Source organism: Kovacikia sp. CALU 1929 (assembly GCF_056784235.1).
This window is the reverse complement of the sequence record NZ_JBXBCF010000115.1, coordinates 42,635-68,314: the sequence shown is the minus strand read 5'-3', so window position 1 is coordinate 68,314 and position 25,680 is coordinate 42,635. Positions and strand designations below refer to the sequence as shown.

Genomic DNA, 25,680 nt, shown 5'->3' with positions numbered 1-25,680 from the left:
ATGAGAAATAAAAAATGAAAGAAGAAAGAAGGCTAACGGTCAATCGCTAACAACTAACAACCCTCTCCTCACAACCAATTCCCCACCAAAATAAACGGTGACCACACGGCTGGATGGCTGTAGTCGAGGTCTTTGATCATGGCAACCTGGGCATTTTTTAATGCTTCGGCTCTGGATAAAGCAGGGTTGCGCAGTTGTTCGTAAAAGGTTTTGATCAACTGCACGGTGGCTTCGTCATTGATGTACCAGAGGGTGGCGACGACGCTGGCAACCCCCGCACGGACGGCGACTCCGGCGATCCCCAGGGCGGTGCGCTCATCGCCGCTGGCGGTTTGACAGGCACTCAGAGTCAGCAGTTCAACTGGATTGTTGCGCTGGCGGGTGCGGAGCAGGGTATCAATCTGGTCGATGGGAATCCGGTTGTCATACGCCAGCAGAAAGGTACTGTCGGCATCGACACCAAACTTACCGTGGGTTGCCAGATGAACAATCGGGTAGCTCTGGCTTTTGAGCATGGTTTCCAGATTTTCCAGGGTGAATTCTTGATTGAGTAATTTGGTACCTCCCAAAATTTTGCGAACACCCTCTGCCTCATCGGGCACATTATCCAGACCAGGGAACGGGGGACGGGCGATGGAAAGCCCTGCGGTGAGTGCCTGTAAATGGTTACGGTTTAAGGGGTTGCCTGAGGTGAGGTTGAGGCTGGGGGCAGTGGCGATCGCGTACTGCTCAATCAAAAACTGATTGCCATCATAGAGCGCAGACATGGGCACATTCCGCAGCACACCATCATTGACAAACACTAGGGTTCTGGGTCTAGTGGCAGCCAGATCCGCTGCCAGGGGACGAATCAGATAGTCATAAATTTTCTGAACCTGGGGAATGAATTCATCGGTGGTGCGTTTTTCCAGCAGATTACGGAGCAAGTTAATCTCCTGCTGCATCTGTTCCTGAGTCAAAGAAACAGGGTAGCTGGTTAACTGATGCCTACCGGGCGATCGCAAAATCATCTCCGTGTGATCTTTCAGAATCACCGAGTAAATCACCGCTGCGGTTTGATCGGTGCGAACACTGTTCTGTCCAGATTGGCTTTGTGCCAGTTGGACACATTCATCTCCAAAGTAATTTTGCAGTTCCGCCAGTTTCAACCGCTCTAGAATATCCAACGCTTTTTCCAGGTTTTCGGGGGAAATGGGGGAGAGTTCGGAGTTGAGAGTTGAGAGTTGAGAGTTGAGAGTTGAAAGTTTTGAGTTTTGAGTTTTGAGCTTTGAGTTTTGGGGTGGGAGATGAGAAGTAGGCAGTGAGCGGTGGGCGGTGAGCGTGTCAGCTTCCCCATCTCCCCATCTCCCCATCTCCCCATCTCCCTTCCTCTGCCCTCGCTCCAGCAACAACGCCATCAATTCCCGATAAACTGGCTCTACAGAGTCGCGGAAGTTGAATTGCAGGTCACGGTTGGCGGTCATGATATCGCTGCGAATGCGCTGGAGGCTGGCGATCGCCGCTTCGTAGGACTGAATTGCTCCGGCTTTGTCGTCGCGGGTGTTCAGGATGCGTCCTGCCTGCCATTGCCAGAGGTAAAGACTTTCAGCGGCATTTATTTCTTGGGCTGCAAACTGCGCCTGCCGGGTCCACCGCATCGCTGCTTCATCGTGACCATTCACTTCCTCTATTTGCCCGATACTGCCAAGGGCAAAGGATTCGGAACGGCGATCGCCAATCGTTTGGGCAATCGTTAATGCTTGTTTCAGGAGTTCCTGACTTTGGGGCAAACCCTGACTATTGGTGGGTACCGTCTGCATACCCTTTGCCAGATTGATCAGAGCATAGGCTTTAGCACGAGAAGCCGGTTCTGGAGCAAGCAGACTCAGTACCTGGTGCCGATTTTTGGCAATTTGTTCGCGTTGCGTCGATGCCAGGAATTGTTCCAGAAAGTGGTTGAGATTGAACAGCGCAGTTGCCTGTGCCAACCGTCCCACCGACTGGCTATATTGCCAGCTTTGTTCATACGCCTGTCGAGCAGAGGTCAGGTTCTGGTTCTCCAGTTTTTTCAAACGGGATGCTTCCGTGGTTTCTCCTTCCAGGGCAGCCGATCGTGCCTGAAAGCGATGGCGCTCTGCCCACTGGACATGGAGATTGCCCAGGTTGTTGAAAGCCGTGGTTAAACCGTCGGGGTCATTCACCGATTGAGCAAGTTGAATCCCGTGCTGGTAAAGCTTGAGAGCGAGTTCGTATTCCCCTAAAGAGCTGTAGGCATCCGCCAGTCCAACCCCTGCCAGCGCTTCTCCAAGCGAATCGGACTGCCGATGGGCAATTGCCAGGGCGCTAGATGGCTGGCAGTCAGTAACACTCTGGGTTTCTCCGCACAGGAGGGCGATCGCCTGCCGGTTCTGCCCCAATTCAATGTAAGCCTGTGCCTGGTCAACCAACACCCGTGCCAGTGGTTGCAGCCCTGCCTGCCCTAATTTCTGGTAGTTTTTAGCCGCCTGCTGCCATTGCTTAATTGCCTCGTCTAGCTGCCCAATCTGGCGGTATGCCTGCGCCAGGTTGTTATGAATTACACCCTGCTGTCTGGCATCGTTAGTTTGGGCAAGGGCTTGCTGCCAGTGGGCGATCGCCTTAGCAAAATCCCCAGCCTGATAATGTTCAACCCCCTGCCGCACCGCTTGACTCAGAGGTGGAGACTCAGCCGCCACCTTGAGACTCAAAGTCGATGAGGATAGCCCGTGAGTCAGCCAGCAGATCAGCAACCCAAAGCAAAATAACAAGCTGGAACGCAGCCACTGCCGCTGAAGATGGGTCATTTTAGTTCCATGCCCTGATTCCACTGCTCAACCCTACTCTGGGACAAAAATCACCTCTGGGACAAAAATCACCCGTCAAGGAGGTTCTCCTCGTAACAATACGGATAATTCTTCCATTAAAGAACTTAACAGGGTAAGTGAACTCCCTGACTCGATATTGCGGTATATACGTAAATAACGGAATAAAACTCAATTTTTTTTAATGAGAAGGTTTGTCGGTGGAGCGGGAGGGGTGTTCGCCTTTAGCATTGCCGCAGGGCAGGGTAAGGGGTGCTAAACGCAAATCTGAAAAAGGGCTACCAATCTCATGCCGCGGTCTACATAGTTGCATCTGCTAGAAGTGTTTTATGGCTGAAGTGTTTATTTCCTACTCTCGTAAGGACAAAGTCTTTGTCCAGGTACTCCACGAGGCATTAAACCAGAGCCATTGCGATGCCTGGGTAGACTGGGAAGATATTCCTATCACGGCAGACTGGTGGAAAGAAATTCAAGCAGGAATTCAGGCAGCGAATACGTTTCTGTTTGTGATTAGCCCAGACTCGATCGCCTCTAAGGTGTGTACTCAGGAGGTGGAGTATGCCTCCCAGAACAACAAGCGAATGGTTCCCATCCTGCGGCGTGAGGGGTTTGATATTCACACTGTTCATCCTGCTCTAAGCCGTCATAACTGGCTGTTTTTTCGGGAAGAAGACGATTTTGAACGAGCGTTTAATGCCTTAATTCTGGCAATCAATACCGATTTGCAGCATGTGCGATCGCATACCCGGCTACTGGTGCGGGCAAGCGAGTGGGAAGAGCAAAACCGGGATCACAGCTTTTTGCTCCGGGGGAGCGACCTGGTGGCTGCCGAGCAATGGTTAGAGCAGTCAACGGCTAAACAACCTGCGCCAACGCCCTTACAGGTTGAGTATATTGACCTCAGCCGTAAGGTGGAAGAGGCGAATCAAATCCTGTTGGTTGCCGGTCAACAGGCACGGCGCATGATCCGCATTGGGGCGACTGTTCTGGGGGGCACGCTGGTGACAGCGGCGATCGTCGGGTTGCTGACTGCCCGCGAATTTCAGCGAATGCAACTGGTCTACCGACTGGAGAGTGGCAGTGAGGGGGCGCTGAATCAGTTTAAGTTTCGTGAAATTGACGGACTTCAGGCGGCGATGCGAGTCGCCCAAACGTTAAGACAGCAAACGCAAGCCAATCAACCCCTGAAAAGCTATCCCAGTGCCAGACCGGTCCAGACCTTGCAAGCCATTCTGGATGGAATTCACGAAAAAAATCGATTCATTGGGCACCAGGATGGAGTGAATGGTGCTACTTTTAGCCCGAATGGCAAGTATATTGTGACTGCCTCAGACGATCATACGGCTAAGTTGTGGGATCTGGCGGGTCAACCACTGGCAGCGTTGAAACACGACAGCGAAGTCCTGAGTGCCAGTTTTAGCCCGAATGGGCAGCAAATTGTGACGGCATCTTACGATGGCACCGTTCGGCTGTGGAACCTGAAGGGTCAGCCATTGGCAGTATTCAAAGGTCATCAGGAAGCCGCTTACAGTGCCAGTTTCAGTCCAGATGGAACCCAAATTATTTCTGCTTCCTACGATGGAACCGCCCGTTTATGGGATCTCAAGGGACGGGAATTGATTCAGTTCAAAGACGATGGGGAACCATTCTGGAGCGCTGTCTTCAGTCCAGATGGGAAAAAAGTTGCAACGGCATCGGGAAATGCGGCAACTCTGTGGGATCTATCCGGGAATCCCCTCCAAACGTTTAAAGGACATCAAGAGCGAGTTAGCACGGTTAGTTTTAGCCCGGATGGTCAGCAGCTTTTGACCGCCTCTGATGATACAACGGCTCGCCTGTGGGATCTTTCAGGTCAACAACTGGTGGTATTCAGGGGTACCGTTGGGGTCTATGGTGCCAGTTTCAGTCCCATGGGCGATCGCATTGTCACAGCAGACTACGATGGTCTCGTTCGCGTCTGGAACCTATCAGGGGTCGAGGTAGAAAAACTACGCGGACATTCCAATACTGTCAATACCGCATTTTTCAGCCCGAATGGAGAGCAAATTGTGACGGCATCTCTCGATAAAACGGCTCGTCTGTGGGAGATGCCCTATTTAACCTATGCCATCAAAGGACATGAGGATCGGATTTTTAGCGCCAGTTTTAGTCCAGAAGGACAGCGAATTCTCACAGCTTCCTATGACAAAACCGTTCGCATTTGGGATTTGCTGGGTCAACCGTTGGTGATCCTGACTGGGCACAAAGATAAGGTTTCCAGTGCCAGCTTTAGCCCCGATGGCACAAAAATTGTTAGCGGATCGGATGATCACACCGCTCGTCTCTGGAATTTGTCTGGAGAAACCCTGGCTGAGTTGCGGGGACATGAAGATAAGGTGTTTAGCGCCAACGTTAGTCCGAATGGTCAGCAAATCGTGACATCATCCGGAGACAAAACCGCTCGCCTATGGGATCTTTCTGGCAAGCAACTCGCCATCCTTAAAGGTCACCAGGGTAATGTCAACAGTGCCCAATTCAGCCCTGATGGAAAATTTGTTGTTACTGCATCGGATGATCGCACTGCTCGCCTCTGGAATTTGTCTGGGAAGCAACTTTTAGTCCTCAAAGGGCATGGAAAAGCAGTTTGGAGTGCCAGTTTTAGTCCAGATGGAATGCACATTATCACAGCATCCAGCGACTATACTGCTCGCCTGTGGGATCGAGCGGGGAAACAACTGCTAGAGTTGGTTGGTCATGAGGGGATGGTTAATAGTGCCAGCTTTAGCCCAGACGGAACCCAGATTGTGACAGCATCCGTCGATCGCACCGCCCGCCTATGGGATCTGGCAGGCAGGCAAGTGGCTATCCTGCGGGGGCACGAAGACACCGTCTGGAGTGCTGGCTTCAGCCCTGATGGAAAATGGATCGTAACGGCATCGGTGGATAGAACCGCCCGTCTGTGGCAGGTCCGAACTCTGGATCAGTTGATGTCCCAAGCCTGTCGCTGGTTACACGATTATTTGAAGAATCCAGAAGTGGATGAAGGCGATCGCCAGCTTTGCCAGAACCTTTGATCATTCCAATTGGCTCCCAGAACAGAGGGCATTTTAAGTAATAGAAGTCAGAATAGAAGAACCTGTAGCATTGAGTGACCGCACGTTCCCATCATCCATCTCGTTCCCATTCGCCCAATAGGGTCATGTTTTGTCAATTAATTTTTGATTGAATGGAAGGCTCTCAACCGGGATTGCCTGTACAAAAATGAAGCATCCTTTGTCCAAAGCAAGCCTGATTGGGGATAAGTCCTACGGTCGTTGAGGAGTTGATTCTTCCTCATCAGGAAGAAACCATTAAGTAAAAGAATTTACTCTCCGGATTAGCCGGAATCGTTTGGCAAGAGATTAATAGTCGTTTTTGCTTGGCTCTCCATTCACTCCACTTGATTTCATTGAACCATTGCTACACGGACCATTTTTGAACATCATTTTTGAACGAGGGACGGTATGAAAAGAGCCTTATATATCCTGGCTGAGTTTAGCGATCGCGATTTTGACTGGTTTATCACCGCAGGCAAACGCAAAGCAATTTCGCCAGATACTATTTTGATCCATGAAGGGCAACCGATTGATGCCCTTTACATTGTCCTTGAAGGGAAACTATCGGTTTCAGCAGAGGCACTGGAAGGGCAAGAAATTGCTACCCTTTCCCCTGGTGAAATTGTCGGTGAAATGTCCTTTGTTGATGCCCGCCCCCCTTCGGCAACGGTGAAAGCCGTAGAAAACACGGTGCTTTGGGCTATCTCTCGGAACCAGTTACGCGCCAAGCTTTCCCAGGACAGTGCCTTTGCTGCCAACTTCTACCAGGCGATCGCAGTCTTTCTTTCCGATCGCCTGCGAGGAACCGTCAGCCGCTTGGGTTATAGCCGCTACCGCCAACTCAACGAAGATGTGGATTCAGAGTCCAACTTAAATCCAGAAGTGACCGGCAGCTTGGAATTAGCAAAGCTGAGGCTAGACTGGCTACTGGAACGCCTGAACGACTTAAACAGTTTAACGAGTGCTCGTTAAACCTGGGCGGTGTCATCATGGCATAGTTCCCTAGCGATCCTCCCTCACGTTTGGACTATGGAATTTTCAGTTGCTCGCCAGTTTTTTTACCAGGAAATCCATCAACCGGATGAGCAAATTTGTCTGGAGCGGGCAGCGCTTTACCTGGCACTGGAAGAATATCCAGAGCTAGATGTAGAGGCGTATCTCAATGCCCTGGACACTATGGCAGCAGAAGTTGAAGAGCGGCTTCCAGTGGAGTCTTACCCGCTCCGAATTGTGCAAACCATCAATCACTATCTGTACGAAGACTTGGGCTTTAGGGGCAATGCTGAGGATTACTACAATCCCTGTAATAGCTTTCTAAATCAGGTGATTGATCAGCGAAAGGGGATTCCCATTACGCTATCGCTGGTTTACCTGGCGATCGCCCAACGCATTGGTTTCCCAATGGTGGGGATTGGGATGCCCGGTCATTTCCTGATTCGCCCCGATGTGGAGGAGATGGAAATATTTGTAGATCCCTTTCATCAAGGCGAAATTCTGTTTTCCCAGGATTGTAAAGCTCGGCTGAATCAGCTTTTTGGACAGCCGATTGATCTACAGCCAGCTTTTCTACAATCCGTGAGTCCCAGCCATTTTCTGGCAAGAATGCTGACCAATCTGAAATTTATTTACCTGGACCGTCGAGAATTTGAAAAAACCCTGGCAGCGATTGAGCGAATTTTGCTGTTATTTCCCCAAGCTGCGATCGAACTCCGCGATCGCGGCATTCTTTACTATCACCTCAACCGCCCCACCGAAGCTCGCCAGGATCTCGAAGAATACCTGACCCTAATGCCTACCGCCCAGGATGCCCCAGCCGTTCGAGAACTACTCAAACAAATTAGCCAGCGCTGAGGGTTGCGAGTTTTGAAGTTAACAGCCACCGGATTCCTACCACCCATTAACGGGAGTGCAACTAGTTTGCCATCCCCACACCCTTCTCCCCCAGGGGAAGGGCTTTCAGGCATTTTCTGTTCCCTCTCTCATCGGGAGAGGGCTAGGGCGTAGCTTGTTTCCCGAAGACTGGGCAGTTCTTGCAGGCATTTCAGCCAAGTCGCACAACGCATGATTAGATGTCGTAGACAAGGTATACACTTCTTCAAAAAAGGGGTGGTGCTGAATAGCAGTATGAATTGGAACGAAGTTTCAATTCATACAACTCTCAATTCATACCCAAAATCAGCAACGTCAAAAAAAGGAAACCAGCAAGGTCCGGCTTACTCGCCTGGTTCATTTTGGGCTAGAAGACTTCTATCCGCTTCTTCTTGGAGCAATACTTCTGTTGTCGTATTCTCCTCTTTCCACCAGCTAACAACCATGCCAGTAATGGGAATTGCTAAAAACACTCCTAACAACCCAGCAACTCTTTGTCCTAGAAATAGGGCAAAAAATAGCAGCACCGGGTTAATTTCTAAAGCTTTGCCCATCACCCTGGGATGTACATAATTATCTTGAATTTGTTGCAGAATCAGGGAAGCGACTATCACCTTTAAAGCCATCCAGTGCCCTTGAGTTACAAGCACTATTACGGTGATAATAATCACGCCTAGAGTAGCACCAATTCCGGGTATTGCATCCAGTACACCCACCACCACTGCCAAAATCAGGGAAAACTGAACGCCTAAGAGGATAAATACCAAAAAACTGGCAGTTGAGAGAAAAACAATTAGTATAATCTGTGCTTGCAGAAAGCCCAAGAAGTTTTTTTTCACACTGCGATCAATGCGATCGCGCAGGTTTTCACCACGGCGATCGCGCGTATCATTGGGTAAAAGTTTGAGGCAGGCAGCCCAAATATTTTCACCATCGATCAACATATACGTAGCAATTACCAGCAAGAAAATAGCCGTAAAGGTATTAGAAAATAAGCCACTGACCAAACCTAATCCGGTACTAAGACTAGAGCGTAGGACTTCGGTAATTTGCCCTATATTGATCTGTTTCAAATACTGACTAAACGGTAGATTACTGGTTTGAATTGCGGTATTCAGGCTTTGCAGTAGACTGCTACCCTGGATCAGAATTTGATAGCCTAGCACTGTGATAAATGACAGCGCGATCGCGATACTGCCTAGCACCACCAGGGTGATAGCGACTCCCCGTGGTAAGTACCTTGTTAGATACCGCACTGGATAATTCATCAGCACCGCCAGAATTGCCGCTGTCGTAAACATGGCAATAATCTCGTAAAAATAGCTGATCAGTTGCACAATCACCCAACCACAGGCAAACAAAAGCAAAAAGCGAATAAGGGCAGAATTGTTTAGCCATCGCCAGAAGTCATTGGAACCAGGCTTTTGCATAGGAGTTTGTAGAACGGTAAGTTGATATAACGCTTAATACCAGTTCAACATGAGTTTGCACTTAACAAAGGGCTTAAGCCCCTTGTTTACCAGACATTCTTCTGTGCAGCTTCAAAGAGAATTGGTATAAGATGCCTTTGAGTTAGTTGTGAGCCTGACGATCCCGCCATTGCTCCCTTTGCCATAGCACGGCAGGAGGGAAACCTTGTGACCAAATCCTTTCAACAGGAAGGTCTTAAGTGAAGGATATAGGCAGAACAAATCATAAGGCACCAACCTCGATAGTCGATGCCTCTAGATGCTACCACTGGACAGCCTGCCTCTTGGAATGCCACCCTGGTTCACTCAACCTACAGCGATTTTTGGCATTGCAGAACAGAGGTATAAATATCGATGATTACAACCGTTTTCCTGATGATCCCTTTAATCCTGTGTTTTACAATCAGCCTCAATAAATCGTTTCCTGAGGCAATGGAAGCCGTTTTCCAGACTCAAAATCTGGACAGTCGATCGCATCCTCAGTCATTGCCGTTGAAGGGTGAATTGTACATTTTAAGTGGTAGTCGCTAGTGAAAAACTGGCATCTAGCACAGGGAATTCGGTGCATTTGGCGAGAGCGGTTAATGGTATCACGGGTAGCCGTCCATAGGCTCCAGCCAACTAAAAACAGGATCAACCACGCACTAACGAAACAAATCGGTACTAGCAATGGCTGAATAGCATGAATTAGGAATAGCAACAGTTGAGTCACGATCGCGTAAAAGGATGAGTCGAAGCGAATAGTAAATATCAGTGTTAACCCTATTTACCTGTAATAGCCTTTCTGAAAGGCTTAAGAATTAATAAGAAACGTTAAATAACCGCCATAAAAGTCAGAAGCCTCCATCAAATTCGGCACTTTAATTTAGTGAGCCTGGTTCGGTGCGAGGTATGAATCGACAAATCTGACTATCTAGATTATCTAACTTCTGAGTATATAAACTGGTAGCTGCCATAGCCTCAGCCTGACGGCTTATCGTCATCTCATTCCAGCGGACTATAGTATAGATAGTTCAACGTCTCTGACTTTATCTTCTTTCTCATTGCCCTGAAACCTAAGACTGGGAGGTCTTACCTGAATGCGAGTTTCCCTATCCTCCACTCCCGCTCAATCACGCCAGGTCAAGCAGCGACTGGCAAACCCGGAGGAATCCCTTTCCTACGAACTGGGTAAAGCCGTCCAGGAACTACCGCCGCTTTACACTCGCCTGTTGGCTGCTAGTATCAGTGCTCTGGTATTTGGAACGATTACCTGGGCAGCGTTAAGCAGAGTGGATGAAGTTGCTCCCGCCAATGGACAGTTGGTTGCCTCTACTGAGGTGCGTCCGTTTAGAGCATCCAGCAATGGCAGCATTGAAACCATCAGTGTTAAAGAAGGAGATTTCGTCAAGAAAGGGATGGTTCTGATCACTTTGAACTCGGACCTTTCCCAAACAGATGTAGATCGACTGGAAGAATCGGCTGAACTAATTCGCCAGGATATCGCCCGTCTGGAGGCTGAACGACAGGGTGGGCGCAGTGCAGGCGTACCCTTGCAAAATCAACTCCTGGAAGCCCGCCTGAAGGAATTTGATACAAAGCAGGCAACGGCGAACGCCGAAGTTGAACGTCAGAATTCAACCCGATTGGAAGCCCAATCCAGGCTATCCAGATTACAAGAAAACCTGGTGTATGCCAAAGATAGTCTCAAAAACGCTCAGATAAGGGAACAGGCACTCAGCACGCTTCAGGGAACAGGGGCCGTTCCCCAGTTGGACTACATCCGGGCGCAGGATGAAGTGATCAACGCCAGAGACAAGGTTGTTTCGATTGAAAAAGAAATTGATGCCCAGCGAGAGCGGATTTCCCAGGCGCAGGAAGCTTTCATCGGAGCAAGAAGTACGGCAGAAGGGCTAGGGTCTCAACGACAAACTGAAATTCTCTCTCTTCTGACGAAACGGAGAGAAGAACTGACCGATGTCACCGGCAAATTAGCATCGGCAAAGAAACAACGTGATAAAGAAACGGTGGAAGCCCCGTTTGATGGCACGGTTTACAACATCAAGGCAACTAGGGGTCCGGTGCAGTCTGGGGAAGAGATGCTATCCATGATTCCCCAGGGAGAGCAATTAGTGCTGGATGCCAAAGTTTTGAACCGAGACATTGGTTTCATTGGCTCAGGGATGCCAGCAAAGGTGAAACTGGCGACATTTCCCTACCAGGAATTTGGCATTGTGGATGGGGTGGTTGAGAAAGTCAGCCCCAATGCGATCGTGGAGAAAGATGTGGGTCTGGTGTTTCCGGTCAGAATTCGACTCAACCGGCAGGCAGTTCCCGTCCGGGGTAAAGATGTGGAGTTAACCCCTGGTATGGCTGCCACCGCTGAAATTGTGACCCGTCAGAAATCGATTCTGACCTTCCTGATCGAACCCGTCACCCGCCGCTTTAATGAGGCATTCTCGGTCAGGTAAAGAATCCCTTGGCCATCATCACCCATTACCCATCTCCTTTTCCGCCTGCCGGCGCTCCTGAAGTTTGAGCAAAATTTCGGCGTGGACTTCCCGGGTAATGGGGTAGAAATAAGCCAGCACCAGACCCAGAATGAGAGACAGGGTTGGTAAAGGACCCACTGCCACCCGAATTGCCATCAGGGCAGAGGGGGTTTGCTTGGCTACTCCACCGACATAACCTGACCATTCCAGCGACAAACCAACGAGAAACAAACCAACGGCTAGTCCGATTTTTTGCAGCAATACCATAAAGGCGTAGAACACCCCTTCACGGCGCTGTCCTGTCCGAAGTTCATCCAGTTCAATGACATCGGGCAACATGGACCAGGGAATGAGATAGGCAGTAGATACCCCTAGCCCTGCCATCACTGCCAGAACATACATGAACCCAATCTGTCCTGGTTGCAGTAGAAACAGCCCTGCCTGCGCCAGAATCCAGATGCCCATGCCCATGAAGTAGGTAGCTTTTTTGCCAACCCGGGCACTGATAGCACTCCACATAAATAGTGTCACCAGGGCAGTTCCCTGCACTGCCAGAATAACCAGGTTAGAAGTCTGATCCGATTCTTTCATCCAGTTCACAACAAAATATTTCAGGATGGAGGCGGTGATTTGGAGTGCCAGCCAGGAGAATAGATAAATCCCAATCACGTAGAGAAAGGGGCGGTTGTTAAAGGCAATGCGTAGCTGTTCAAACAATGGCTGGGAATTTTCTTGCGTAGATGCCAATTCCTGGGACATGATGGCGGCTCGATGCCGGGTGCCAAATACGCACCAGAACAGAGAGGCGATCGCAATCACCGCACACAACACCCCAATCCATAGATACCGCTGCTGAAGATCCTCGACTACGGTTGCAATGAGAATGACCAGGATGACCGAGAGAATACTGCCCCCAATTGAGAAGGTAAAGCGAAAACTGGTTAGGCTAGTGCGTTCGTTGTAGTCCTGGGTGAGTTCGGGAGTGAGGGCAGTATAGGGCAGGTTAACCGCTGTATAGGCAGTATTGAAAAAAATGCTGATGATCACGTAGTACCAGAACAGTCCCCACATGTTTTCTGTCGGAACAATCCATTGCAAGATAAAGAACAGCCCAAAAGGGAGTGCCCCAAAGATCATCCAGGGGTAGCGCCGCCCCCAGCGCGATTGGGTTTTATCACTGAGTACACCCACAATCGGATCATTAATCGCGTCCCAAATCTTGCCAATCATCAAGATGCTGCCTGCCAGACCTGCCGGTATATGGGCAACCTCCGTAAAGAAAAAAAGCAGGTAGAAAACCAGGATATTGGCCGTCATAGCAGCCCCCAAATCACCTGCACCATAAGCCAGCTTAGTACTGAGAGTAAGCTTTGGCTGGGCAGGCATGTCAGGAACCGCAGATGGATTATTCATGACGGGATGCGTGAGGTACGGTTAACGGTTGTATTATTCTGTTCATCTTCAATCATGGAAGCCAAAATCGCTATGACAGTTTGTTACTAGAGGCAAAGGCTTAAGGACTCGCAAATTAATAAGGTCCCAACGTCATTCCCGCGCAGGCGGGAATCCATCGTGGAGCAGATTGTCTAGCGGGTACTTTATTTTGGGGCACATCCCTTAAGGCTAAAAGCCAAAAACTTTTTCCTCGTCTTGTCCCTCATCCTTCATCGTTTATCTTTCACCCTTCATCGTTTATCTTTCACCCTTCATCCTTTTGCCCATGACAGACCTCTATGTTTCCTGGTCCGAGTACCACCAAAAAATTGAGCAGCTTGCCGTCAAGATTTATCAGTCAAATTGGAGCTTTAACCAAATTATTTGTCTGGCAAAGGGTGGCTTGAGAGTTGGCGATATTCTAGCTCGCATTTACGATGTGCCTTTAGCCATTCTGGCAACCTCGTCCTATGGGGGCACCGGGAACCAGGTGCGGGGTTCTATTACCTTTGCCAGGGATTTAACCATGACGACGGCTAATTTGGGCAGTCGGGTGTTGCTGGTTGATGACCTGGTCGATTCGGGAGTCACTTTGGAGAAAACGATTGTCTGGCTCGATCGCAACTACGGGTTCTACGTTGAAGAGGTTCGGACGGCTGTTCTCTGGTACAAGGACTGTTCTGTCATTGCACCGGACTATTACGTAGACTACTTACCCCACAATCCGTGGATTCATCAACCCTTTGAACCCTACGAACGGATGAGTCCGGCAGATCTGACTGTATCGTTATCATCTCCTACAACGTCTCAGTAATGGCTGGCAAAAGCCTCACTGGCAAAAGCTTCACGCCAGTGACCAGGCGGGTGTCTCAATGGATGAATTGCCCCTTACCCCAATCCATAGCACAACTGAATCGGGATTGCTGCCAGGTTGCACGGGTAGGTTGCCCGATGAAGTTTCAGTAATTCTATTGATATACTGGATGGATTCGGTAGATCAGGGTTCCTATGAACCTGCATCCAGGGTATGTCGTAACTGAACGCAGCCCTCATTTAGGCTCAGACTCGGCGTGATTGTTTAGAGAATTGCCCCATATTTTTAGTCTTTTCTGTGTGTTTGTCCTGTACTTACAACGGTGATATATCAACTGGTTTTAATCTGACTTTCCCTGAGGCTAGAAATGCGTAATCTTGGCGATCGCAACGTGACCCCCGCTGCTCCCAATCCTGCTCGTAATCGCAAGCGTTTGGGCGGTTACCTGGTAGAAGCAGGTTTGTTGACCCCCGCCCAGGTGGATGTAGCGCTGAATGACCAGAAGCTAACTGGTATGCGCTTTGGAGAAATTCTGGCAGCACGAGGCTGGGTGAAACAGCAGACGATTGAATATTTGATGAAAAAAGTTGTTTTACCAGAGCAAGAAGCGGCAAAGCAGGATCTGGTTCACAAATCTGCCATTCGCCAAGATGCCCCCTCCTTGCCAAAAAGTTCTGCTGGCTCTGTTCCGGGTGCATCACCCAACTCAAATACAGATGCCAACAGGCAAGCTCTGATTCGACGGGAGGTTCCTATCTCCAAACCCTTACCTTCAGTGGGTTCTTCTGATGATGGGGTCAGTTGGGTTGGTTAGTGGTTCAGATGGTTTAGTCATCAACTCCCAAATAGCCAGAGCCACAGGGGGAGAGTGACTAGCAATCCGAGGGAACCTGCTGCCAATGCCGTTACAGATAAATCCTGATCCAGTTCATAAGCTTCAGCCAGCACAAGGGTAGCAAAAGCGGGTGGCATTGCCATTTGCAGAAGGATGACCCGGTGTGTCATGCCTGTAATTCCGAGTGACCAGAGAGCTATTCCCACCACGAATGGCACCAGCAACATTTTGATTCCGATGCCAATCATCGCTGGTTTTATGCTACTGAGAGAGGAAATCTGGCTTAGTCTCATGCCTACCAATACCAGAGACAAAGCCACAATCCCCCAGGCAAAACTGCGCAAACCAGTCTCCACCAGGATAGGAAGGGGCAAGTTACGCCCAGCCAGACCAATGCCAAAACTCCAGAGAGCAGGATTTTGGGCGATCGCTCGTACAGACTGTCCCAAATGATGGGTCGTACCTGAACTGAATCGGGATGACAGCGCCACGCCTAATCCATAGGCAGCAGGGGTTGAACCCAATAGATCATAGAACAATGCCCAGGCAAAGTACTGAGGTCCAACCAGAGCCAGGGAAATTGGAAACCCAAGATAGCCAGTGTTACCGACCATCGCTGCTAGCAGAAAGCTGCCCTGAGTTCGTTTGCTCCAATTTTGAGATTTATGCTGCCAGCAACTGATTCCCCATGCCATACTGACTCCTAAGAGGACGGCTATCCAGGCAGTCAGGGGCGCAACCCAAAGTGCCCAGGACAGTTGAGTATGACGCAAAAAAGCTACAATTCCGATGGGAACACCAATCCAGAACAGAAATTTTCCCAAATAGGTGGGCGTAGCTTTTGGCAGCAACCGACCGAGACCCCATCCAACCAGGGTCAAGCTGATTAGTGGAATATAGACAGCCAGCAGATTTGAGTGGGGCATGGTTGAATTTGGACTAAGATAGGGCTACTTTCGCTCAATGAACCATTAGCTCTTTGAAAATCCAGGCTTAGGAAAGGACTTAAACAATTTCCAGGATTGCCAGGGGTAAGTTTATTGGCATTCTCCCCAGTGAATAAAGGCGCTGCTAACCCCGCCCGTACAGTTTGTGAGGTGATTAAATTCGTAATCTTTAGAGTTTGAGTTTATAGTCTAAACTTTCAATCAGGCAGGAAGTTTTCGGTTAAACTGTCACAGTCTAAAGTTCATACGGTTAAATGTCGCTTAAGTGTTGCTTGCGGGCAGGAGTGAGACGATTGGATAATACGGATACTTCGGAAAAAGCACTAAGAGTGTCGCCCCCTCTAACGGACGATATTCCTGTTGCCCTGCGGGTTGCGCCGCCGGAAAAGCCTAAGTCTCCAATTAATATGGTGGTGGTGGCGGGCAGTTTGTCAGCCCTGGGTATTGCAGCATTGGTTTCTGGAGTGTTGTTTTCGTTCCGAATGCAGCAGGTCGAAGATAACACGATCGCCACTGCCAGTCCTGCCCCCGTAGAACCTGCCCCCTCTCCTACGGCTTCACCCACTACAGAAGCCTTATTAGGACATTTGGCTTATTCAGAGGCACCCAGCTCAGACCTGGGTCCTATTACGGACGATGGCAGCATTAAGTTGCGGAAGCCCGCTGCTAAGGCTTATCGAGAGATGGCAGCCGCCGCCCTGCGAGATGGTGTTGTGCTGGTTCCCATCTCTGGCTTTCGTACAGTTGCCGATCAAAAATACCTTTATTTCGATGTCAAAGCTGAGCGTGGGCAGGATGCCGAAGAACGGGCGAAGGTCAGCGCACCTCCAGGCTATAGTGAGCACCATACGGGCTATGCCCTTGACATTGGGGATGGCAATGTTCCGGCAACCAATTTAAGCGTTAATTTTGAGAAGACAGAGGCGTTTCGCTGGATGAAAGCAAATGCCGCTTACTATAGCTTTGAGATGTCCTTTCCTAAGGGCAACAAGCAAGGAGTCAGCTATGAACCCTGGCACTGGCGGTTTGCAGGAGATATCCAGAGTCTGAAAACCTTTTATAAGGCGCGAGAAGACCAGAAGCAGTCAGCGGGCAGTCAGCCGTAAGTCGAACAGTACTTCATAGTTCTTAAATGCCACTTCTTTGAAGTAGTCGAGCATCTTGTTCGACCATCTCACAGTGTCCAAACCGTACTGATGGTCGTGATCGTACTGGCGGTCGTGATAATGGCATGATGGGATAGTCTCTTCTGTCCGTTCCCAATGTCCCAGATTTCTCTTAACCTGATTGCAATTTCAATTTTCGTCGTCACCCTTGCCAGTCTGTTAGGACCATTGGTGCATCTGTCTCCGGTAGTCCCTGCGATCGCCACCTTCAGCATTTTGGGTCTGGCTACATTAGATACTTTTAGCTGGAAAGGGCAGGGTGCAACCCTCCTGTTGGATTGGTTGGCTAGTTTTTCGGAACAGCACCGCGCCCGTGTGGTTCGGCACGAAGCAGGACATTTTCTGGTTGCCCAGCAGTTGCAAATTCCGGTAACGGGCTATGCTTTGAATGCCTGGGAGGCTTTACGGCAGGGCTATCCCGGTAATGGAGGTGTCCGGTTTGACTCTCAGGAGCTAGAGCTAGAACTTCAAAAAGGGGCGCTTTCCGCTCGCCTGCTGGACCGCTACTGCACCGTTTGGATGGCAGGGATTGCCGCAGAGACCCTGATCTATGGAGATGTTGAAGGCGGGGAGGGCGATCGCCAGCAGCTTAGAGCCGTTCTGACCCAATTAGGTTTTCCTGCCGGAGAATGTTTACAGAAGGAACGCTGGGCACTTCTACAAGCCAAGACCTTGATTCAGGGACATCCAGAAGACTACGAGGCACTAACGGCAGCAATGGAGCAGCGCTATCCGGTGGAGGAGTGTATTCAGGCGATCCATCGCTGAAGCAACCTAATGACCCGCTCCGGCTGTTCTAAATGAGGCAGTACCCCAGCCTCAGCCAATCGCCAAAATACCTGGACTGCTGCCGGATTGAGTTTTGCCAGTCGTTGTCCCAGGCTGGAACTGGTAAATTGGGCGGCTTCCCCCCAAAGGATGGCGGTTGGAGTGGTCAATTGCTCCATGTAGCGGGCTAGGTCAAAGTACAGATCGCCCCGCAGAAAGGACAGAGCCGCATACTGGGCATTTGGCTGCTGAGCAGACGCTAGATAGGCGGCTACCATTTCATCGGATACTCGGTTAGCCTGGACAAACAAAAAGCGCTCCAGAAAGCTGCGGACAGACTCTGAATTGGTCGCGCCCAGGATGTAAACCAGTTGGTCGAGCATGGGAGTGCTGATCAGTTGCAGCGGCAATCGCCGTCCGGCATCCTGTCCAAAATCGGCAAAGCCGGATGGACAAACTAAAAACAGCGAATGAAAGACTTCTGGGCGCAGAATTGCGAGACGGATAGCGATCGCTCCGGTCAGCGAAGACGCAACAACCCTCACGGGTGCCTGACAGGTTTTTTCAATCAACTCACTTAGCGTCGTCAGATAGTCCTCAACCCGATAGTTTCGCTCCGGATGGGCAGACTGACCCCAACCAATCAAATCAGGAACGATAATGGGGTAGCAATCGATGAATGCTGGGTATACCTTTGACCACTCATAGGCAGACGCACCCCCACCAAAATTGTGCAAAAAAAGCAGCGGAGAGTCTGAGGGCGCTGCAACAGTCCAGGGTGCGCCTGCTGACGTGTAATAGACCATCGCTCCCAGCGAAGTCTCAATCACCTGCTGTCCAATACCAGGAGGATGAAATTGCAGCATAGGAACCTGTAATAGCCTGACTTCATTTACCATAACCTTTACAAATCGATATAATCAGGAAGCTTGTACTTTCCGCTATTAGAACATCCAAACCCCTTGTTAAATAAGGAGTATAGATACCATTTCTGGTATGGCTAAGCAGAAAAACAATTGTCGATTCGTTCACAATTTGTTACAAAATAGTGGAAGGCTCATCTAGTCTAGAAACTGCATGTTTGGTGGCTTTACTGCAACTCCCCCCGGCGCTGACTTTGGCGAGCGTATGCTCAACACCGTCACCAGCCAATCCATCCGACACCTGTTCACGGAAAGTGAATCGGTGGATGTGGTCGTTCGTTGTAACCCCACCAGCAAACTGCTGCAAGGGAGCATCGATAGCTTTAAGATGAGCGGGCGCAATCTGCTGATTCGCAAAGATTTCCATGTTGAAGAGATGTCCTTTGAAACCGACGCGGTTTCGATCGATTTCAGTTCCGTATTGAGCGGTAAGATCCGTTTGAAACAGCCAACTCAGGCGGTTGCTCAGGTGGTTTTGTCTGAAGCAGGACTGAATCGAGCGTTTAAAGCAGAGTTGGTCAAAAAGCGTCTACAAAGTATAGACACGCCGGAATTAACCAATTTATCGGGTGGCGAACCCGTCTCCTTCTCTGATGTCAATGTCCAATTGCTACCCGAAAGCCGCATTCAAATCTTTGCCAAGACAGAACTTTCCAATGGTTCGGTGCCCATCAGTCTATCGGCAACACTGACTGCGGAACGTCGCCGCCGTATTCTGTTTCAAAATCCCCAGTTTGAGGCAGGTGTAGTCCCAGAGTCTTTGCAGGGAGTTTCTAGTCTCCTGTCAATGGCATTTGCCGATATTTTGAACAATATGGTTGACCTGGATCGCTTCGATCTGGATGGGGTGACCATGCGAATTAACCGCCTGGAAACTCAGGGCAAAAAACTGATATTCAGTGGCTATGCCCAAATAGACCATTTCCCAGGAAATGGGTGAGGGGTGGTGAAGGATGAGGCATGAAGGATGTGCAGAACGCCTATCTCCAACACCTCACACTTCACACCTCACACCTCTCTAACAACGAACAACCCCTTACCTAATAAGCAATCTCAGCCAGCCAGGAAATTACGACCCCCAGAATTGAGCCTGCAATCACCTGAAATGGGGTATGCCCCAGGAGTTCTTTGAGGCGATCTTCATTGAAGTGGTGGTCTTCTTGAAAGAACTCGTCGATGATCTGATTGAGGATACGTGCCTGTTTACCGGCGGCTTGCCGCACGCCAGCGGCATCGTACATGACGATCACAGCAAAGACGACCGCGATCGCAAATTCTGAACTTGCCCAACCTGTCGTTTGTCCGACCCCCGTTGCCAGAGCGGCTACCAAAGCAGAGTGAGCACTGGGCATTCCACCTGTCTCAACCAGTGCCCGGACGTTCACTTTCCCATTTTTACCAAAATCGACCATCAGCTTTAACACCTGGGCAGAAATACACGCCACAAGCGCAACCAGCAGCACCTGGTTGTTGAGGATATCGCCAAAGTCCTGCATGTTGTTATGTTGAGTCAGGGATAAGAAGTGAGCGTGTGAGGAGGTAGGAGAGGAAGACAATTCAGGGATCGGGAGGAGGAATACCAGGATTCATCATCCCCGATCCGTGTGCTACGAACAACCCGTATTAATGGGTGCGGGCGATAATAAAGTCGGCGATCGCCATAAGTGGTTGGGCACAGGCACCAAACTCAGCCAGTTCTGCTTTGGCATCCTGAATCAACGCCTGAGCTTGCCGTCTCGACTCCTCCAACCCCCAGATACTGGGATAGGTTGCCTTCTGCGCCTGCAAATCCTTTCCGGCGGTCTTTCCCAACTCTTCCTGAGTCGCGGTGATGTCCAGGATGTCATCTACAATCTGGAACGCCAGACCAATATTTTTGGCATAGCGGGACAACCGTTGCACATCACACTCCGGTGCCCCCGCCAGAATTGCCCCCGAAATGACCGACGCTTCCAGTAAGGCAGCCGTTTTGTGATTGTGAATAAACGTCAATGTTTCCAGAGACACATCTGGCTTGCCTTCAGATTCCAGATCAACGACCTGTCCCCCCACTAGTCCGGCGGCACCCACCGCCCGACCCAGGATGGCAACAATCCTCAACAGGCGATCGGCAGGAACATTTTTGGTTTCCACTGCTACATGTTCAAAGGAATAGGCGAGCAAACCATCTCCCGCCAGGATTGCAATATCCTCACCAAAAACCTTGTGGTTAGTTAGCTTGCCCCGGCGGTAGTCATCGTTATCCATTGCCGGAAGATCGTCATGGATCAGTGACATGGTGTGGATCATTTCCAGAGCGCAAGCAGTGGGCATCGCCATCTCCAGGGTGCCGCCTGCTAACTCACAGGTCGCCAAACAAAGAATTGGGCGCAGACGCTTTCCTCCCGCCATTAAGGAATAGCGCATCGCTTCGTAAATCGTTTCGGGATAGATTACCTGGATGGAGTGATCCAGAGCAGTTTCCACTAAAGGCTGACGCTCTGCCAGATAGGCAAGCAAATCGAAGCGAGACTCCGCTTGGGACGCTTGCAGCTCGTCCGTCAATACCATTCCTGTATCCCTCCCAGTCATCATCAAATGGACAGGTTGCTGCTCCTCATCATTCTACGGAGGTTTATGCACCCTTGCGACATTCGTTAAGAATCATGGGGAAAGGGGAGCAGTGGTCAGTGGTCAGGGGGCAAGTCTGGACTTCGAACTCTCAACTTTCAACTCTCAACTTTTCCCTCCTCCCTCCTTCTACCTCACCATTACAACCAACAACTAACAACTAACAACCAACAACCCCCCTCACCCCCTCTTCAAATAACTCTCCACGGTATTTTGCAGCAGCATCGTCACTGTCATAGGCCCGATGCCGCCGGGAACGGGGGTGAGGAAGGAGGCGACGGATTGGACGCTTTGAAAGTCAACATCGCCAACCAGTCGTCCTTTATCAGTTTCATCGGTAATTCGATTGATCCCGACATCCACAACCACCGCTCCAGGTTTCACCATGTCAGCGGTAATCATTAACGGACGACCGACAGCCGTAATGAGCAGATCAGCCGTGCGGGCGATCGCTCCTATATCGGCTGTTCTAGAGTGGGCGATCGTCACCGTGGCATCTGCTTCCAGCAGCATTAAAGCCTGGGGTTTGCCCACCAGAATGCTGCGCCCAATCACCACTGCCTGTTTGCCTTTGGGATCAATGTCATATTCCTGCAATAACCGCATGACCCCGGCGGGCGTACAACTCCTCAAACCGGGTTCTCCACGCACTAGTCGCCCCAAATTCGTGGGATGCAGTCCATCCGCATCCTTCTCAGGCAGAATCTGGTTCAGTAGGGCAACCGCATCTAGATGGTCAGGCAGCGGAAGCTGAACCAAAATGCCATCTACATGCTCATCCTGGTTCAGCGCATGAATTGTGGCTTCCAGTTCTGCCTGTGAAGTATTGGCTGGAAAGTGTTTGCCAAAGGAGGCAATTCCCACCTGGGAGCAGGCTTGCTCCTTATTACGAACATAGGCAGCACTGGCAGGATTGTCACCAACCATCAGCACTGCAAGTCCGGGTGCGCGTCCTCGTTGCGTGTGCAAAGTTTGCACCTGATGGGTCATTTCAGCCTGGATTTTTTGAGCCAGTGCTTTTCCATCGAGTAATTGGGCGGTTGAGGTCATTACGAATGTGTTATCACAGTTTTGACTGTCCATCAGTTTCGCAGATTCGGTGTGAACTATGCATCCCCTTAAAGCCCTGAACCTTCTATTTTCAGCTTTTGCCCTAGTTGGGTTGGTTGCCTGTGGTCAAATGACTCAATCAGCCACGGAAGGCGGTACTCTGAAGGTCGCTCAAGCACTGGTTAAAACTGAACCGATTCAAGATGTGTTGCAATCATCCCAACAGGGGGCGATCGTGCATCTCAAAGGCAAAGTCAAAAACCGGGTGCCCCTGTTGGAAGGAATGGTCTATGAACTCCAGGACGCGACTGGCTCCATCTGGGTGGTCGCCAAGGGCCCTGTACCGAACCAGGGAGATGAGGTGGTGATCCAGGGAAAACTGCATTATCAAAGCATTCAGTTAAATGGCAAAGAGCAGGGATCGGCGTATATTGAACAGCAGGAGCAAATCCAGCATAGTTCTGCCATTCAAAGCTAATGACTGTTCATCCCTCTAATCGCCCTGAAGTTGCCATCGCTATTCTGCACAAAGATGGTCAATTTTTGATGCAGCTCCGAGATGACATTCCGACAATTCTCTACCCCGGTCACTGGGCACTCTTTGGTGGACATCTTGAACCCGGTGAAACGACGGATACTGCGATCCGTCGAGAATTACTGGAAGAAATTGGCTATATCCCACCGTTACTGAGTCTATTTGGGCGCTACGAGGACACCAGAGTAATTCGTCATGTTTACCACGGTCGTATGACAACCGATTTGGAGTCACTGGTGTTGAATGAGGGGGCTGATATGGATTGGCTAACCCCTGAAGAGATTGGGCAGGGCGATCGCTATTCTCGCCGAACTCAGCAGGTGCGTCCTCTAGGAAAACCCCATCAGCAGATTTTGCTAGATTTCATGACAAAACAGGGACAGGCGCAGTAATGACTTTTTGTGCCCACGGCTTGCAGCCCAAGCTCATGGCTAAAACGGAAAGTAAGCGGACTAAAATGGGCATCCTAGCTTAGGGCGAGGTTTGAAGTTTCTATCTTCCCTATCGATTCTGTAGAACTTATTTCGGAAAGTTGTTAATTGTACTTGTAGTTTTTTTTACCAAGGCATAGAGTTCAACACTGATTGGGAGAGGTCCTTACCCCTTTTGGCAAATCGTCTATGGACATATGCCTTCAACAGTGCAAATCTCTGTAATCTAGTAAAGTCTTGCAATTTGATTCTCAGACAAGGCAACTGAAACCCAATGGAAGCTTCGATTCTGCTAGTAGGAGGGGATGACTTTTTATCAACCCTTCTGAATCGAATCCAAAACCTAGTCACCTGTACAGTTGAGGTTGCATCAAGTCCCAGTGAAGCGGTTCCGTTAATCCAGGCTCAACAGCCCGACTTGATTATCCTTCAGGGTAACCAACCGGGTAGTTTTGAGCTTTGTCACCAGATCAAGGAACAAACCAGACTTGCCTGGATTTACTGTATCGTTATGGACATTCCCTCCCAAATGCTAGGGGATCCCTGGCTAGAGCGCAACTGGGAGATGGAATCTCGCAGTGAAGCGCTGGAGAGTGGTGCAGATGCCTATCTGTGGCTTCCCCGCAATAATCCTAAAGGGAAACCACTGGAGCCAGAGGTACTGAAACAACAGAACCGTCTCCTCCAATCTCAGATTACATCTGGACTGCGCATGGTTAAAACGCATCGGGAGTTAATGCGCACAAATGATATCCTATCAGCGATCGCCCTCTCCGATCCCCTGACCGAACTTAACAACCGCCGTGCTCTGGATTGGGAACTGCCTCGCCAAGTGCAAAACGCCCGTACCCGCAACGAACCGCTCAGCCTGGTCATGCTGGATGTGGACTATTTCAAGAACATTAACGATACCTACGGTCATCCCGTGGGCGATCGCGCTTTGCAACTCATTTCCAGTCGCCTGCGTCACAACCTGCGGTTTCGAGACACCCTCTTCCGCTACGGGGGTGAAGAATTTGTCATCATCCTCAGTAATACAGATCAGCAAGAGGCTTTATTGGTTTCCCGCCGTCTCTGCCGCCTGATTGGCGATCAACCCTTCACCATTGATGAAAATTTAGATTTAAAGTTGACTATCAGCGCTGGCACCGCTTCCCTCAAACCCTCAGACGATACCAGAGGCAACCATCTCCTACAGCGGGCTGACCAAAACTTGCTGAAAGCAAAGGCAACCGGACGAAACCGGGTGGTCAGTTGCCTGGATAAACCGGAATAAGCGCCAGGAATTTTGAGTTATGAGGACACTCCCAACTCAAAATTCCTGGCACCATTTTCCATTACCCAACAGCAACCGGAGAATGTCCATTCGCCTTCACATCCTTAGAATGCCAGACCTGCCCATCCAGTGCCATCTGCTCAATCACACTGGCTAACCTGAGAGCTTTGAGGGCCTGTTCACCTCCTACAGAAGGCTGTTGCCCACCGCGCACGCAATTGACAAAATGCTCCAGTTCAGCATGCAAAGGCTCAATGTTGCTAGTGTAGACCTTCTCAATCAAGCCATCTTGGCGATACAACACCTGACCGTAATCCGTCATATAATTGGCGGTCGTTTGGCGATGGATCAAGATCTCATGGTTAAGGAAATCCGCTTCTGTGAGCGAGTTCTTGCAGTGGGCAGCAATGCGACGAATTTTGCGATGGGTCACTTTGCTGGAGGTTAGAGTTGCCACAATCCCATTTGCAAAGCCGAGAGTCGCCGTTACATAGTCTAAATATCCAGAGTCCGAAGCCCGACTACCGCTGGCGGTGAGCCTGACTACGGGAGACGCTGCTAATTCTAGAAGCAGATCGATGTCGTGGATCATCAAATCTAAAACGACCGAAACATCATTTGCCCGGTCAGAATAGGGACTCATGCGGTGAGCCTCTAATGCCAGGAGTTCCTCCGTTTTCAAAACCTTGCTGAGTTCCTGAAAGGCAGGGTTAAACCGCTCAATATGCCCCACCTGGAGAATGCATTGGGATTCTGCGGCAGCATTGACCAGAGACTCTGCCTCAGCAATGCTGGCGGCGATCGGCTTCTCAATTAACACATGCACCCCAGCCTGGAGGCAGTTCATCCCAACGGAATGATGCAGTTTTGTTGGTACCGCAACACAGACTGCGTCTACATGCTGGAGTAGATCCCGGTAATCTTCAAAAAACCGAACCCGATATTTACTGGCGGTATCAATTCCTCGCTCCACATTCACATCGGAAACACCAACCAGATCAACATCCTTCAACATACTGAGGATGCGGGTATGATGCTGCCCCATGTTACCAACCCCGATCACCCCAACCCGAATGGGGTCAGAATGATTGCGCTGCAAATAAGCGCTCGAAAACCCCAACGATAAACTATCCTGCACTCCCGTAATCTCCTCCACCACAGAGAATCAAACTGTTAGTAGCAAAATGCT

At 50.0% G+C, this 25,680-nt stretch carries 22 protein-coding genes; 12 read left to right on the top strand and 10 right to left on the bottom strand.

The annotated features are described in order from the left end of the window. Window positions 1-68 precede the first annotated feature (68 nt). Complete coding sequence (locus AC1S52_RS31785) at window positions 69-2,801, bottom strand: CHAT domain-containing protein (RefSeq protein ID WP_482033060.1); 2,733 nt, start codon at window positions 2,799-2,801, stop codon at window positions 69-71. A 347-nt stretch (window positions 2,802-3,148) separates the two neighbouring features. Between AC1S52_RS31785 and AC1S52_RS31780 the strand changes: the two genes are divergently transcribed. From AC1S52_RS31780 to AC1S52_RS31770, 3 genes are all read left to right on the top strand, one after another. After that, complete coding sequence (locus tag AC1S52_RS31780) at window positions 3,149-5,872, top strand: toll/interleukin-1 receptor domain-containing protein (protein ID WP_482033059.1); 2,724 nt, start codon at window positions 3,149-3,151, stop codon at window positions 5,870-5,872. Between the two features lie 429 nt (window positions 5,873-6,301). Beyond that, complete coding sequence (locus tag AC1S52_RS31775; RefSeq protein ID WP_482033058.1) at window positions 6,302-6,865, top strand: cyclic nucleotide-binding domain-containing protein; 564 nt, start codon at window positions 6,302-6,304, stop codon at window positions 6,863-6,865. Window positions 6,866-6,922: 57 nt separating this feature from the next. Continuing rightward, a complete protein-coding gene (locus tag AC1S52_RS31770) occupies window positions 6,923-7,744 on the top strand; it encodes a SirB1 family protein (protein ID WP_482033057.1) in 822 nt (273 codons plus the stop codon). 362 nt (window positions 7,745-8,106) lie between these two features. On the opposite strand, the gene AC1S52_RS31765 is transcribed toward AC1S52_RS31770, so the two are convergent. After that, a complete protein-coding gene (locus tag AC1S52_RS31765) occupies window positions 8,107-9,192 on the bottom strand; it encodes an AI-2E family transporter (protein ID WP_482033056.1) in 1,086 nt (361 codons plus the stop codon). Between the two features lie 448 nt (window positions 9,193-9,640). Next, complete coding sequence (locus AC1S52_RS31760; protein ID WP_482033055.1) at window positions 9,641-9,943, bottom strand: hypothetical protein; 303 nt, start codon at window positions 9,941-9,943, stop codon at window positions 9,641-9,643. A gap of 367 nt (window positions 9,944-10,310) precedes the next feature. Here AC1S52_RS31760 and AC1S52_RS31755 point away from each other — a divergent pair, with 367 nt between their 5' ends. Next, complete coding sequence (locus tag AC1S52_RS31755) at window positions 10,311-11,681, top strand: HlyD family type I secretion periplasmic adaptor subunit (protein ID WP_482033054.1); 1,371 nt, start codon at window positions 10,311-10,313, stop codon at window positions 11,679-11,681. An 18-nt stretch (window positions 11,682-11,699) separates the two neighbouring features. On the opposite strand, the gene AC1S52_RS31750 is transcribed toward AC1S52_RS31755, so the two are convergent. Then, window positions 11,700-13,115 carry an MFS transporter gene (locus AC1S52_RS31750; RefSeq protein WP_482033053.1) on the bottom strand — a complete coding sequence of 472 codons (1,416 nt, stop codon included), beginning with the start codon at window positions 13,113-13,115 and terminating at the stop codon, window positions 11,700-11,702. A gap of 307 nt (window positions 13,116-13,422) precedes the next feature. On the opposite strand from AC1S52_RS31750, the gene AC1S52_RS31745 reads away from it, so the two are divergent. Beyond that, on the top strand, window positions 13,423-13,950 hold the full coding sequence (locus AC1S52_RS31745) for a phosphoribosyltransferase (RefSeq protein WP_482033052.1): 528 nt from the start codon (window positions 13,423-13,425) through the stop codon (window positions 13,948-13,950). A 367-nt stretch (window positions 13,951-14,317) separates the two neighbouring features. Beyond that, window positions 14,318-14,764, top strand: a complete 447-nt coding sequence (locus AC1S52_RS31740) for a cyclic di-GMP-binding domain-containing protein, MshE-related (RefSeq protein WP_482033051.1) — start codon at window positions 14,318-14,320, stop codon at window positions 14,762-14,764. Window positions 14,765-14,784: 20 nt separating this feature from the next. Here the strand turns inward: AC1S52_RS31740 and AC1S52_RS31735 are convergent, their stop codons facing one another. Beyond that, the gene (locus AC1S52_RS31735) at window positions 14,785-15,711 is read right to left on the bottom strand and encodes an AEC family transporter (RefSeq protein WP_482033050.1); all 927 of its coding nucleotides are present in this window, start codon (window positions 15,709-15,711) and stop codon (window positions 14,785-14,787) included. A 314-nt stretch (window positions 15,712-16,025) separates the two neighbouring features. On the opposite strand from AC1S52_RS31735, the gene AC1S52_RS31730 reads away from it, so the two are divergent. Together AC1S52_RS31730 and AC1S52_RS31725 are read left to right on the top strand one after the other, a co-directional pair. Next, entirely contained in the window at window positions 16,026-16,838 is an 813-nt protein-coding gene (locus AC1S52_RS31730; protein ID WP_482033049.1) for a M15 family metallopeptidase, read from the top strand. Between the two features lie 156 nt (window positions 16,839-16,994). After that, window positions 16,995-17,666: an ATP-dependent Zn protease gene (locus tag AC1S52_RS31725; protein WP_482033048.1), complete on the top strand. Its 672-nt coding sequence runs from the start codon at window positions 16,995-16,997 to the stop codon at window positions 17,664-17,666. On the opposite strand, the gene AC1S52_RS31720 is transcribed toward AC1S52_RS31725, so the two are convergent. After that, on the bottom strand, window positions 17,648-18,532 hold the full coding sequence (locus AC1S52_RS31720; protein WP_482033047.1) for an alpha/beta fold hydrolase: 885 nt from the start codon (window positions 18,530-18,532) through the stop codon (window positions 17,648-17,650). The two genes, AC1S52_RS31725 and AC1S52_RS31720, sit on opposite strands and share 19 nt — an antisense overlap. Window positions 18,533-18,743: 211 nt before the next feature. On the opposite strand from AC1S52_RS31720, the gene AC1S52_RS31715 reads away from it, so the two are divergent. Then, window positions 18,744-19,529, top strand: coding sequence for an LmeA family phospholipid-binding protein (locus AC1S52_RS31715; RefSeq protein WP_482033046.1), 786 nt, complete (start codon window positions 18,744-18,746; stop codon window positions 19,527-19,529). A gap of 100 nt (window positions 19,530-19,629) precedes the next feature. Here AC1S52_RS31715 and AC1S52_RS31710 read toward each other — a convergent pair whose 3' ends face one another. The 3 genes from AC1S52_RS31710 to folD form a co-directional block, all read right to left on the bottom strand. Further along, the gene (locus AC1S52_RS31710; protein ID WP_482033045.1) at window positions 19,630-20,085 is read right to left on the bottom strand and encodes a divergent PAP2 family protein; all 456 of its coding nucleotides are present in this window, start codon (window positions 20,083-20,085) and stop codon (window positions 19,630-19,632) included. Between the two features lie 127 nt (window positions 20,086-20,212). After that, on the bottom strand, window positions 20,213-21,139 hold the full coding sequence (gene crtE, locus AC1S52_RS31705) for a geranylgeranyl diphosphate synthase CrtE (RefSeq protein WP_482033044.1): 927 nt from the start codon (window positions 21,137-21,139) through the stop codon (window positions 20,213-20,215). 240 nt (window positions 21,140-21,379) lie between these two features. After that, the gene (folD, locus tag AC1S52_RS31700) at window positions 21,380-22,249 is read right to left on the bottom strand and encodes a bifunctional methylenetetrahydrofolate dehydrogenase/methenyltetrahydrofolate cyclohydrolase FolD (protein WP_482033043.1); all 870 of its coding nucleotides are present in this window, start codon (window positions 22,247-22,249) and stop codon (window positions 21,380-21,382) included. Between the two features lie 58 nt (window positions 22,250-22,307). Here folD and AC1S52_RS31695 point away from each other — a divergent pair, with 58 nt between their 5' ends. The 3 genes from AC1S52_RS31695 (at window position 22,308) to AC1S52_RS31685 (ending at window position 24,491) form a co-directional block, all read left to right on the top strand. Further along, window positions 22,308-22,727 carry a hypothetical protein gene (locus tag AC1S52_RS31695; protein WP_482033042.1) on the top strand — a complete coding sequence of 140 codons (420 nt, stop codon included), beginning with the start codon at window positions 22,308-22,310 and terminating at the stop codon, window positions 22,725-22,727. After that, window positions 22,727-23,176, top strand: a complete 450-nt coding sequence (locus AC1S52_RS31690; RefSeq protein WP_482033041.1) for an NUDIX hydrolase — start codon at window positions 22,727-22,729, stop codon at window positions 23,174-23,176. The genes AC1S52_RS31695 and AC1S52_RS31690 overlap by 1 nt, the downstream gene beginning before the upstream one ends. Window positions 23,177-23,489: 313 nt before the next feature. Then, window positions 23,490-24,491: a GGDEF domain-containing response regulator gene (locus tag AC1S52_RS31685; protein ID WP_482033040.1), complete on the top strand. Its 1,002-nt coding sequence runs from the start codon at window positions 23,490-23,492 to the stop codon at window positions 24,489-24,491. A 61-nt stretch (window positions 24,492-24,552) separates the two neighbouring features. On the opposite strand, the gene AC1S52_RS31680 is transcribed toward AC1S52_RS31685, so the two are convergent. Continuing rightward, window positions 24,553-25,650: a Gfo/Idh/MocA family oxidoreductase gene (locus tag AC1S52_RS31680; RefSeq protein WP_482033039.1), complete on the bottom strand. Its 1,098-nt coding sequence runs from the start codon at window positions 25,648-25,650 to the stop codon at window positions 24,553-24,555. Between the last annotated feature and the right edge of the window lie 30 nt (window positions 25,651-25,680).

Bases quoted from the DNA above. Each gene is read 5' to 3' on its own strand.
- AC1S52_RS31785 (WP_482033060.1), bottom strand. From the start codon at position 2,801: ATGACCCATCTTCAGCGGCAGTGGCTGCGTTCCAGCTTGTTATTTTGC.
- AC1S52_RS31780 (WP_482033059.1), top strand. From the start codon at position 3,149: ATGGCTGAAGTGTTTATTTCCTACTCTCGTAAGGACAAAGTCTTTGTC.
- AC1S52_RS31775 (WP_482033058.1), top strand. From the start codon at position 6,302: ATGAAAAGAGCCTTATATATCCTGGCTGAGTTTAGCGATCGCGATTTT.
- AC1S52_RS31770 (WP_482033057.1), top strand. From the start codon at position 6,923: ATGGAATTTTCAGTTGCTCGCCAGTTTTTTTACCAGGAAATCCATCAA.
- AC1S52_RS31765 (WP_482033056.1), bottom strand. From the start codon at position 9,192: ATGCAAAAGCCTGGTTCCAATGACTTCTGGCGATGGCTAAACAATTCT.
- AC1S52_RS31755 (WP_482033054.1), top strand. From the start codon at position 10,311: ATGCGAGTTTCCCTATCCTCCACTCCCGCTCAATCACGCCAGGTCAAG.
- AC1S52_RS31750 (WP_482033053.1), bottom strand. From the start codon at position 13,115: ATGAATAATCCATCTGCGGTTCCTGACATGCCTGCCCAGCCAAAGCTT.
- AC1S52_RS31745 (WP_482033052.1), top strand. From the start codon at position 13,423: ATGACAGACCTCTATGTTTCCTGGTCCGAGTACCACCAAAAAATTGAG.
- AC1S52_RS31740 (WP_482033051.1), top strand. From the start codon at position 14,318: ATGCGTAATCTTGGCGATCGCAACGTGACCCCCGCTGCTCCCAATCCT.
- AC1S52_RS31735 (WP_482033050.1), bottom strand. From the start codon at position 15,711: ATGCCCCACTCAAATCTGCTGGCTGTCTATATTCCACTAATCAGCTTG.
- AC1S52_RS31725 (WP_482033048.1), top strand. From the start codon at position 16,995: ATGTCCCAGATTTCTCTTAACCTGATTGCAATTTCAATTTTCGTCGTC.
- AC1S52_RS31720 (WP_482033047.1), bottom strand. From the start codon at position 18,532: ATGCTGCAATTTCATCCTCCTGGTATTGGACAGCAGGTGATTGAGACT.
- AC1S52_RS31715 (WP_482033046.1), top strand. From the start codon at position 18,744: ATGTTTGGTGGCTTTACTGCAACTCCCCCCGGCGCTGACTTTGGCGAG.
- AC1S52_RS31710 (WP_482033045.1), bottom strand. From the start codon at position 20,085: ATGCAGGACTTTGGCGATATCCTCAACAACCAGGTGCTGCTGGTTGCG.
- crtE (WP_482033044.1), bottom strand. From the start codon at position 21,139: ATGGTATTGACGGACGAGCTGCAAGCGTCCCAAGCGGAGTCTCGCTTC.
- folD (WP_482033043.1), bottom strand. From the start codon at position 22,249: ATGACCTCAACCGCCCAATTACTCGATGGAAAAGCACTGGCTCAAAAA.
- AC1S52_RS31695 (WP_482033042.1), top strand. From the start codon at position 22,308: ATGCATCCCCTTAAAGCCCTGAACCTTCTATTTTCAGCTTTTGCCCTA.
- AC1S52_RS31690 (WP_482033041.1), top strand. From the start codon at position 22,727: ATGACTGTTCATCCCTCTAATCGCCCTGAAGTTGCCATCGCTATTCTG.
- AC1S52_RS31685 (WP_482033040.1), top strand. From the start codon at position 23,490: ATGGAAGCTTCGATTCTGCTAGTAGGAGGGGATGACTTTTTATCAACC.